The sequence below is a fragment of the Paraburkholderia sp. C35 genome, assembly GCF_003121405.1.
Taxonomy (GTDB): Bacteria; Pseudomonadota; Gammaproteobacteria; order Burkholderiales; family Burkholderiaceae; genus Paraburkholderia.
Genome location: NZ_QBUY01000046.1, coordinates 1 through 10,239 on the forward strand (window position 1 = coordinate 1; position 10,239 = coordinate 10,239).

The 10,239-nt window shown below is 53.3% G+C and carries 8 protein-coding genes; 6 read left to right on the forward strand and 2 right to left on the reverse strand.

Annotated features, from left to right (window positions below; genetic code table 11):
• A partial coding sequence (locus DK391_RS44960; RefSeq protein ID WP_204117429.1) for a hypothetical protein occupies positions 1 to 193 on the reverse strand: 193 nt, incomplete at its 3' end.
• A 1,264-nt stretch (positions 194 to 1,457) separates the two neighbouring features.
• Between DK391_RS44960 and DK391_RS24435 the strand changes: the two genes are divergently transcribed.
• The 6 genes from DK391_RS24435 (at position 1,458) to DK391_RS24465 (ending at position 8,812) form a co-directional block, all read left to right on the forward strand.
• The gene (locus DK391_RS24435; protein WP_162600895.1) at positions 1,458 to 1,685 is read left to right on the forward strand and encodes a hemagglutinin repeat-containing protein; all 228 of its coding nucleotides are present in this window, start codon (positions 1,458 to 1,460) and stop codon (positions 1,683 to 1,685) included.
• 574 nt (positions 1,686 to 2,259) lie between these two features.
• Positions 2,260 to 2,535, forward strand: coding sequence for a hypothetical protein (locus tag DK391_RS24440; protein ID WP_109480576.1), 276 nt, complete (start codon positions 2,260 to 2,262; stop codon positions 2,533 to 2,535).
• 320 nt (positions 2,536 to 2,855) lie between these two features.
• Positions 2,856 to 3,026: a hypothetical protein gene (locus DK391_RS44415; protein WP_162600896.1), complete on the forward strand. Its 171-nt coding sequence runs from the start codon at positions 2,856 to 2,858 to the stop codon at positions 3,024 to 3,026.
• A 167-nt stretch (positions 3,027 to 3,193) separates the two neighbouring features.
• Complete coding sequence (locus DK391_RS24445) at positions 3,194 to 3,640, forward strand: hypothetical protein (RefSeq protein ID WP_162600897.1); 447 nt, start codon at positions 3,194 to 3,196, stop codon at positions 3,638 to 3,640.
• 2,779 nt (positions 3,641 to 6,419) lie between these two features.
• The gene (locus DK391_RS44420) at positions 6,420 to 7,034 is read left to right on the forward strand and encodes a hypothetical protein (RefSeq protein WP_162600898.1); all 615 of its coding nucleotides are present in this window, start codon (positions 6,420 to 6,422) and stop codon (positions 7,032 to 7,034) included.
• Positions 7,035 to 8,218: 1,184 nt separating this feature from the next.
• Positions 8,219 to 8,812 carry a hypothetical protein gene (locus DK391_RS24465; protein ID WP_109480581.1) on the forward strand — a complete coding sequence of 198 codons (594 nt, stop codon included), beginning with the start codon at positions 8,219 to 8,221 and terminating at the stop codon, positions 8,810 to 8,812.
• Between the two features lie 254 nt (positions 8,813 to 9,066).
• Here the strand turns inward: DK391_RS24465 and DK391_RS24470 are convergent, their stop codons facing one another.
• Positions 9,067 to 10,224 carry a lysozyme inhibitor LprI family protein gene (locus tag DK391_RS24470; RefSeq protein ID WP_162600899.1) on the reverse strand — a complete coding sequence of 386 codons (1,158 nt, stop codon included), beginning with the start codon at positions 10,222 to 10,224 and terminating at the stop codon, positions 9,067 to 9,069.
• Positions 10,225 to 10,239 lie beyond the last annotated feature (15 nt).

Here is a 10,239-nt window from a genome sequence, read left to right on the forward strand (position 1 = left end):
TATCCTGGTGACTTGCTTCGCCCTGGTGGACCGACTGCGTGCGATGTCGAAGGGGTGTCCGAGGCCGATAAAGCAGTAACGCGCCCTGTCCGACGAAGCTTGCTGAAACGCATATTTGGGAAAGCGTGAAAAACTTCGTGCTGATTACCCGCGCGCTGCGAACGGCGGCGAGTTCGATGTTCGGTTCACTCATTGCTTGTGCGGACTATGGATAAGTCGACGCACGACCGCAGAGCGCCGAAATATGGTGGACGGTCCCGTCGCAGGTATCGCCGCAGCAGGCGGCCTCAATGCGATGACTGCGACTGGCGCGGCAGAGATCGAGGCAGAAGATAATCAGCTGGCGCAGCTATTTCAAGCATCACCTCCGCCGTCATGGATGGCCGACCTCATCGAGCTACCGGGGTATAAGGGGGAAACGGCGACCAAAGCGACGGTGTCATTACTGACCCGGCACCTGAGCTTGATCCGACAATTGAGGCGGGTCAACTCATCACACTGGCAGACGATCCGAGTCTGATAGTTCGCATCACCGACTCCGGCGTGGATCTGGTTCGCAAATTGCTGGATCAGGTTATTACGGCGGTGGGCGGATCAAAGACAAACGTGCCCCCTCTATCTTAGATCCCGATGGAGGACTTCCGGCGGGTATTGGCGGTCCCGGAATACCGATGCCGCCTCGGGCGCTCCAAATGCGACTGCGGAGCAATATGCAAAAGATGCGTTTAACGGTCAAACTCCGGTGAAGGTCGTCAACAACATAACTGGAGAGGGGAGCTGGGTTGCCGTCTTGCCTGATGGCACGGCAGTAACTTACAGACCGGCGGGGCAAGCATCGTCAAAAAGCCGCAGACTCGACGGCAACAGTCGAAATCAACAACCCTGCGGTGAAGGGTGACAATGCTGATGAAGTGGCAAAATTTAAATTCCCGAAATTGTGAGTTATATATGTTCGATTTCCCTGAGATCGCCTACCAAAGGCAGTTGATTGTCGCTAGTCTCGACGACTTTACGCCGAACGCTGCTTTGTCTCACGTTCACGGCGGACAGCATGGTCCGAACGTTGAGCTATGGAAATATTCAGTGGTGAATTTTCTGTGGATCAATGTGAAATGCGGCCTCTAAAAGAAATACCAGTTTCCTAACGGGCATCCTCATCAACGGTGACTCAATAAATGGCTTGGATCCTGAGATTATTTGGAATACCCTGTACTTCAATTCCACTGGAAAATTGGACGAAATGCTTGACAAATTCAAACCGAGAGATTGGCGAGCGCTGAGATTCGCGGCGAATCAAGGTTTTATAGATGAACTGAAACTTTTGTACGGTAGGGTAAGTTAGCACGCACACCACGCAAAAGAGCGAGGACGTAGACCGGTGGGAAAGCTCTCAGGTCCGGTGTCAACCGGCCAACAGTCGCTCACCGGTCGATGCGGTGTTTTTCATCGGTCTCCTGATGTCGACGATCACCATGTCGAACAGCCACACCGTACAGGATACGGCCGCGCGGAACCAGAATACAATCCGCAGCCAGATCGTGAGCGGCAACGGTAACGTGGCGCTGGACGAACGGCAGGATGTGACGGTACAGGGCTCGAATGTGTATGCGGGTAAAGATCTGACGCTCATCGGCAAGAACCCGAATCTCGATCCGGGTACATTAACGGCGTTTCAGTTGGTTTGAAGGCGGGCGTATGTACACTCGTCAATGCTTCTATTGATCCGACATATCAAAGTCCTTCGAAATAATGAAGCCATTCTTTCATACGACTCTTAGCCTCTTAGAGGGGGTGGTAACAGTCGGATCGCTTTTTGTGGTAGCGCTTGTGGTATTCGTCGGGCTGCCTGCAATTCCGCGAACGGTGGATAAAAATTCTGGCCGGTTAATCGCGCAAGCGCGAGCAGCCGCGTCGTTCGGGAATTCGGCTTTCCGTTCCGGTGGGGCTCTCTATCGAGTCAGTGTCTATGAGAAGCGCTTTGTCGTGTGCTTCATGTCGGCGCGGTCGTACTCTTATGCGGATGTTCGGGTGATCTGCGACAAGTCTGCGCAACGAGGCCAGTTGATGGTCGATCTAAATGGCACACGTCTTGCACTTTCTGGTAACGCTGAGAGTCTCGAGCGAGTTGCCAACGCACTCTCGGATCGGGTGGGCGGTAAGCGATCCTCCAGTTGAGTAATGGGCGTGTGGTCGCAAAACATTGTTTGTAGCCACTTGAAGACGGCATCGGTTGCCATATCCCAGGATTGCGGAAGTTAGATGGTGGCAGGCGTAGCGCCGTCTCACCATACAAACATCTACGACAGCAAGCAGACAAGCGGCGGATTCCAAGTGAGCATTTGCGTGCCGCCCATCTGTTACGGCACAACGGCCAGCGGGTCGGCGAGCGTAAGTGACCAGACTATCAAGGACAATTTCCAGTCGGTCAACCAGCACAGCGGCATTTACGCAGGCAATGGCGGTTACAACATCAACGTCGGCAAACACACGCAGTTGGACGGTGGCGTAATCTCAAGTACCGCGACGCCTGACTAGAACAGTCTATCGACGCAGACATTCGACTACACAAATCTGCAGAACAGTGCGAGCTACTCGGGCACATCGATGGGCTTCGGGGTTAGCGGCAGCTTTGGGCAAAGTACGGCTGACGGTGTGAATCTGAACACGCCGGTGAAGCAGGCGGCCAACAGCGCGGCGGGCCCGCAAAACTCGCAAGGCTTTGGGCCGAGTTGGTTTTCGTTTGGTGGCACGAGCAGCGGCGCTTCGGGAACGACGTATGATCTGTTGGCTGTCTCAATTCCAGTGCGGTAGCGCCAGGGCAAGCAGATAACTTTGCTGGTGGGTACACCGGTGGCATGAGCGGAGCCTATGAATTGTTCGGTGGTGGATTGATGTACTCGCCCGGTAGCGGAACTGCAACGGTGATTGGTGTCGGTGCAGGTGTAAATGCTGGTAAGACTAACAATGTCGGTGCCATCGGAGGTGGTTACTCGGTGGATCAAGGAAAAACTGGAATCAGCTGGTGATCACATGCCAAGTTTCCCATTCTCTTCATCGGCTAGATCTCGCCAGAGCCGCATCATCGCGGCAATTGGATTTCTAGTTGCTTTTGGCTTTATCGCCTACATTCTGATAAAAAACATTGAAGCAAAAATATAATCGAGATATGAGCCGATACTTCACTGCGATATGCGTGGCAATTTTCCTGGCCGGTTGTTCGAGCTTTCACAGTTCCATCGTAAAGCAGCAGGCTGATCTGCGGGCAGCGTCTACCGAGCTGTTGGGCACCTATGAGTTGGTTGACAGCCCTCTGAATGATCGCCAATTCACGACGATCGTCGCAGCAAGGTCTCTTTCCTCGGACGGCCTTGACGTCACGTTGACAGGCCCTTCCTCGAGAACGCTGGTCCTGAATGGCAAGACGTGCATCGCGTGGCTAACGGACGATCGGACTGAGGTCTCCGTCAAGTGCGATGCGCCTGCCGTCGGAATCGATCACTTCATCCTTCAGCAGGCCCTGAACTTCGGCACGGTCAAAGACTCCCACGGGAACGTTCCCGTCGAAAAATATCTGATGCAATACGTCGACACACGGGGCGAGACGCACTACTACCTGTTAACCCGACAGCCCGCTATCTAATCTTCACCCGCGGGCGTTTGAGGCGCACCAAAAAGCGAGAGCGGCGCTGCGTTGACGGCATGCATCACGCGACGTTCGAGCTGTCACTTGGTCGTCGCGCGCAGTTCTAGTACACGAGCCAGCGTCTGTGACTGGATCGCCTGGTCTACAATTCTTGAACTTCTCGTTCATCGCTGCGCGGGCGGCGCGGTCCACGTCCGGGTCGTCGTCGTTGGGTTGATGATAGTGCTCGCGCACGGGCGTGAAAGAGGAGGTTCGAGTCGCGAAGAAAAGCGTCCCGGTCACCTGCGCACGCGGTCACGACGGCGACGGAGATATCAGCGGGTTCAGCTGTCCGGTGATGCCGGCGGGCGTACTTGTCAGGGCGAGGAGATGGCGGACGAGGTAATCCTCGATCACTACGACTGTCCGATAACCCTTCGACATCTTGAGTGACCGTTTTCGACATAATCCGGCGTCCCCGAAGTGAGGACGGTGTCCATTCCATCTCGGCCAGATTGAGGCATTCGACATTGCCGGCTAGATCGTCAGCAATTCCGGCGAGCCCAGCATATTCGACCGAAGGGTCCTCTTCAATCCCCTGCGGATCGGTCTGTTATTGGACGTCGGCGAGGGACCAATGATCGTCGGTTAAACCGAGAGCGCGCAGATTTTCACCCCCCCCTCAATGGGACCGAGAACCTGTCCCGTTGATCCACTGAAGGAACAACCTGCGGATGGTGACCGTTGCGATTGGTTGATGGAAGAGGGCGCGGAGCAACTTTTAAGAAATGGATGCAGTAGAGTCGAGAATCTGAAACCGTTGCGATTCGTTGGGAGATCGAGCAATGCCCGTGAAAAATGCAACCTGCTTTTCGATACTGGGAGCGGTATGTGCATTCCTTAGCGGCTTGATGTGGTGGGACGTCACGCGCGCAGCCGCCTCGGGGGAAATTCACGACGGCAAATATGGCCCCTACGTTACGCGAGTGATCAATCCCGCTCGCTTTCAAAATGTGTACTACAACCACTACGGCATCGCTGTGATCTTTTCGATAGCTGCTGCTGTTTTCGCCGTGTCCGCGCTTGTGTCTTTTGCACGTAGGCGATAATTTGCTGGCCCGAACGAGCGGGCCGCTGCGGCCCGCAAGCGACATTCGACATAGCCCGCTGGATTGGCGAGAATTCGCGGAACTATTCATATCGCGAGTTCGTTATGAGAGCCGAGGGGGCAACGCGCGTGATCTCGAACTGTGTCCGGATGATAGCCTTGATTTTGGCGGTCGCTTTTGTCGCATTCCCATCCCTAGCAGGACAGCTCACCGACACGCATGTCCACGCGGACCGCGCGCACCAGCTTAATTCGCAAATCGACCGCCTGGTCACCGCGATCAAAGACGAGTACGCTGCGGAGGTGCCACATGACAGGCACGTTCAGTTGTCAAAGTGCCGAGATACGGGACGATCGCCATCGCATCTTTCGTCGTAGAAGGGTTCGGCGATGGCAACAATGCTCATCAATTCCTCGCAGTCTTCGGGCCATCAAATATTCCGGACCTCGAGCAATCGGCGCCATATTATGCGCTGTCGGCTCTCACAGAGATCGGCGACGGGTGTGCCGTTGATGTCCGAAGTGTTCGCGTGTCGCGAATTCGTAGGGACGGTTCATTGACTTTGACCTTGCCAACGGTTACGACGTCATCCACGGGCTTGTGCGAAGGACGCGCGAGTCGGTCTTATATCTTGCGGACCGGTGTTACGCGTCTCGGCCAACTTAATCTCCGATAGTCAACAGGACCGCCCCATCTAAATCGGACTTGGCAAATACAAACGTGCTCGGTGCGGTCCGCCTTCGCTCAATGACTCTCCCGCTTTTACCATTAGCACAATGGCGGTTGCATTTCGCAGGTGCGGTCACTATTGTCTCGGCGACAAATTGCTGCTTGGCCCATGCGGATTCGGCCGAGTGGGAGACTATTGCGGCTTACAAGGGGTCTCGGTCTGAACTCGATCCGGCTTCTATTCGAGTGTCCGATGGCAAGAGTTCTGTGTTGATGAAATTAATGTGAGATCAGCCGTTTAAATTAACAATCGCATGAATCCCGATCACCGAACAGTTGGATCACTATGAGATCGATTGCGATGCGAGAAAGGTGACGCTGGTCCACGCGAGATTAGCAAACCGCAATGAAGTGACGTTGAATATTGGCAGGCAGTCCCGTCGGACATCCGTCCAGATACCCCCGTCGCGACGGTTTACGATCAACTCTGCCCGAAATAGGATCATTATCCGAGACGTCAGAAAAATGGTTGACTTCGTTTGTGCGCCGCCATTGTCGTGCACTGCCATTGAACGACCACTTCGGAGAGTCGCGACTATCCCTTGTGGGTCGGCTGCAGAAGTTGGAGAGCGACTCGGCGCCGCTCTGTCGTCGGTGAGCTTCGAACCGCCGGGATCAGCCGGAAACGGCTGTTCGACACGAGGGTGCGAATAGTCGACAGTTACCACGTCCGCCCGTGGACCGATAGCCTCTCCAGAGTATCCCATATGAGCTGGGACGCCTCGTTGTACAAATTCACTCGATGTTATCGGGCATGGCCTAGATATATTGGCGGGAATCCCGACAATGAGCGGCTAGTCGCGATCGGTATCGGGGATACAATGTCCAGACGTGAGTGAGCGATCGGCCTTCTGACATCGCTGCCAGAATCGTTGACGACCTGTACCAATTCGCCTCAGGACTCGGCATGGATCACTGAACCGAACATTAGAAGGAATACACTGCGTATGCGCACATTCATGAACACTGCAATTGCTTTGGCGTCGCTCGCATGCATCGAACCGTACGCTGCGGTTGTTAGTGCACAGACAACGTGCGAACACCTTGAAAGGTCGTTGTCGCAGTTGAAATGGCAGCATCCGCATGTCGATATTGAGACTTTAGGTTCGAGGGAACTGTGTTTTGATAGCTGCACTGCAGAGCAGGTTCGGGCTGACCAGTTTTGGGAGGCCGCGGTACCGGAAGCCGTCGATTCCATCCGAGCGACCTTGGTTCAATATGCGGATACGACTGGTAATGTGACAGATATAGCGATACTCGGTCGATCCCAGCCCATCGTTAGAATCTCGCGGCGTGTGGGAGCAGCCAATTGCGTGCGCGATACCTATCTCACCCGTACGACCGATGGCTATCACTTAATTACCAACTCGGTCCTTGATGGTTTCTCTCAAGAAGCCGGATACTGCGGTAGATCGTTCGTCTACTTCGAAACGTGGCGGAGCCGCTCCTACGCCGTTGTTTGGGACGAAGGGGAAACCAATACGCAGATCGTTGCTTACCGAGTAACACCGTCACTTGAGTTCGAGAAAGCTTGTTCTATTCGAAGAACGAGCAGAACAGCAGCCGATAAATAGCTAGCAGACAATCGGGCATCCCGCTTGGAGGATCGTTAGACAAATGAAGGGCCGCTGCCAGGCACCTTGAATGGTCAATCTCGTCCGACTTGGGACTCACGCCGATCATCTCTGTGACGTTTTATATACACTGAGCATCTTACTGGGCTCGGCCAGAAGAGGCCCTTAGACTGGTCCACATGTATCGACAACATTCGTAGTCGATTCGTGCCGCCCCGCCCATGGACGAGTGATTGCTATATTGGGCATCGAAGAATCAACCGGGGTGTGTAATAAAATAAAGCGGCGACTTCGATTCCTCCTTGTGGCATATTGCTGTCAACATTCTTTTTGCTGAAAGCACAGTGACTACACGATGGGTGGATTACCCTCTTGAGATCCGGTAACGCGATGCGCTTAATAGGACAGTATCTCCTACCAACGTGGTTGATCCTCATAGGATCTGCATTTTTCGGCTACCCGGCGTTGGTCGTGCATCTCAACCCACCGCCGTCAGAGAGTTCACTAATCGGCTTTCGCGGAAAAATCCTTTCCTCGCGGGACACTCAGCCCAACATTGTGTTGACACTTAAGAATGGGGCAAGTCGAAGCTTTCAATTTCCTACACCCTTGTATTCTGTTATGAGAAACCAACGGCGTTTCAACGGCCTGTCGATGGAGCAGCAAACAGCGCTAACCGGATGCGACGCTGTCATCTATTCGGCGCCGGTTAAATTTGTTTGGCCACATATTTATAGAGTTTGGAAGATCGATTGTGGTTCACGATCAATCCCTTATAGCCAAGTGGCGGATTACTTTGTCAGTCAGACAGAGAAGGAAGGACGGAACCAGTGGTTTGGCGCAGTAGTCATCGCGTTTGTGACGATTGCGACAACGGTCCAGGCGTACTATCGCAAGTCGACGAAAAGCGTTGGACATAAAGCTTTGGTGCATTCGGAGCGTATCGAACCACATTGACAGCGATCGCAGATCCAAAATCAACTCATGGATACTCCTCGGTCCGCTCAGATCGTCCGTGAAGTCCGACATGAGACCGGGATCGGCCGTGAGCCGCCTCTCGTTGGCGCAATCACGTAGTCATTCGAGTGACTGTATTGCTTCAATCATTTGATATTGCTTCGCAACTTGACATTTCTGGCTGGCCGCTAGTGTATATATGGATATCGGAGACGCTGGATCTGTCTATGCTCATTATTAAACAGCAAAATCTGCACTTTCGGGCGCGGAGAATTGCATTCGCGGGACTCGCCCTTTTGTTGATCGGCATTTCTAGTGCTGCGAGTGCACAGAACGAAAAACCTCGAATCGGATCGACGAGCGAACGCCTCGCGCAGATTAACAGGCAAGTCAACAGACTGGTAAGCGTCATCAGCGATGAATATGCTGAAGAGTTTTTGGACGCACGTCGAGTTCGATTGGTTGACGTTCCAAACTACGGCGCAATAGCTCTCGCGACGTTCACGATTGAAAGTTTTTCTTCAGGGAACAATTCCCATCAATTCCTTGCAATCTTTGGGCCGCCTGACGAGCCTGAGGGTAGGCAAGTGTGGCCGTATTATTCGCTGACGGCGCTCTCAGAGGTCGGTGATGGATGTGACGTGCATGTTGAAGCAGCCCAGGTGCAATATGTTCGCAACCGAGGTCTGAAACTCGCAATTCCGAACTCGACTTCGAGATTCTGTACCGAACATCAGATCAGCTTTCTCTTGAGACTAGTCGGAGAAGCATCCAAACTGAAGCAACTTTGTCGAACTGACGCTAGCGGCCGTTGTGAGTAGTCCGGGCAGGAGCAGACATGGTGTAAGCCGGAGTTGGCCATTTCGGGTGGCTGTTTCTAACAGGTGCATAGCCTATGAGGCTTCGACTTGGAGACCGCTGGCAACGAGACAGCTAAATCGCCTGCATCCTGTGGCGGCCGGCAGTGAATGCGGGTAGCGTAGCCATCTCGATATCTTCTCGGGCCGGCCGAAGCGGTCGTTCGATTGAAAATCCTGCTCCAGTCCTAAGGAACAGGTTGATCATGAGGCGTTCACTATTGAGTATTGTGCTGGTCTGAGCGCTTATGTCTTTTATGTGACTTGACCTCCGTCGGCCCAGTCGCGTACGTATCTGGTTCCAGCTTGAGAATTATTCTGCTTGAGAAATCGATCTTCTCCGGTCGGATTGCATGGGCGCTCGGGTCGTACCACACTACAAGCATTGCATGACCCCGCATGGAGCCCTGTGACGGAAAATAAGACATGTCCATGAGCGCCTCTTGTCTTCCTTGACCGGTGTAGTCGCTGACCTGGGAAAGACTAAACGCGAAGTTGAATCCTTCAAAGCAAAAGCTTTCATTACCGACCACGAGAATTCGCAGGCAGGCATTGTCGGACCACACCGGAACAACGCCCTGCTCTATTCGAATCTCACCGCTTTTGGCTTTGTGTTGAAAGCTCTCGATCGCACGAAGTTTGTCGTAGTGATTGTCGTCGCAAGAAACCGCGAGACAGATGAATTCGGTCGAATATGCGGCTATATCTCCGAAGTCGTGGGTTTTGGGGGGCGAATACGTTGCCTTGACATTTCCCTGCGCCTCGAAGATTTCAAACTGACATCGTTGGAAATCGGCGCTCTGCGCGTTCATGCCAATCGTGTCACCGCTATAATGCCAAGCTCCCGCGTCCAGCGTATACAGCTCCCGGCAAGTAGAGGGGTGGCGGAATACGTTGTAATCGACGTCATGCTGTGCCGGCGCAAAAAACATAGCGTAATAAAACGTATTGTCCCGCTGTTCCAATATACCGGGTCGATCTAGGATCGCTTCGATGTCAGGGGCATTGGTCAAGTGTTTGTCATCCTGAACTTTTCGTTGGACAACAGCTTCCTCGCTCAACTCAAGATCACGCTCCCGATACACGGAAGTAAGGCAATCGACCAGCTCGTTGGTTGGTACGCCGTCATTCATGCAGGCTTCGTTTCTATAGGTTAGCCAGTTCAGCTGACCCAATACCAAGCTGTGACGTTGCGAATCGCTGTAAGCAGCGAGCAATACGTCAACCTTGTGCGTGATCGTTCCATCTGCCTTCTGAAGTGACTCGGTGTCGCAGATAGTCCGGTCTGCAAGATTAGATTGCTGACATACTTTTGCGATCGTCGAAGTTGAAAGCAGTAGTAAGGAAATAGAAAAAAAGAAACGAAGAAATTTCATGAAAGGTATTCGCTC

What these genes read in the sequence shown, in the direction of transcription:
- DK391_RS24435 (WP_162600895.1), top strand. Translation starts at nt 1,458, where the DNA reads ATGTCGACGATCACCATGTCGAACAGCCACACCGTACAGGATACGGCC.
- DK391_RS24440 (WP_109480576.1), top strand. Translation starts at nt 2,260, where the DNA reads ATGGTGGCAGGCGTAGCGCCGTCTCACCATACAAACATCTACGACAGC.
- DK391_RS44415 (WP_162600896.1), top strand. Translation starts at nt 2,856, where the DNA reads ATGAGCGGAGCCTATGAATTGTTCGGTGGTGGATTGATGTACTCGCCC.
- DK391_RS44420 (WP_162600898.1), top strand. Translation starts at nt 6,420, where the DNA reads ATGAACACTGCAATTGCTTTGGCGTCGCTCGCATGCATCGAACCGTAC.
- DK391_RS24465 (WP_109480581.1), top strand. Translation starts at nt 8,219, where the DNA reads ATGCTCATTATTAAACAGCAAAATCTGCACTTTCGGGCGCGGAGAATT.
- DK391_RS24470 (WP_162600899.1), bottom strand. Translation starts at nt 10,224, where the DNA reads ATGAAATTTCTTCGTTTCTTTTTTTCTATTTCCTTACTACTGCTTTCA.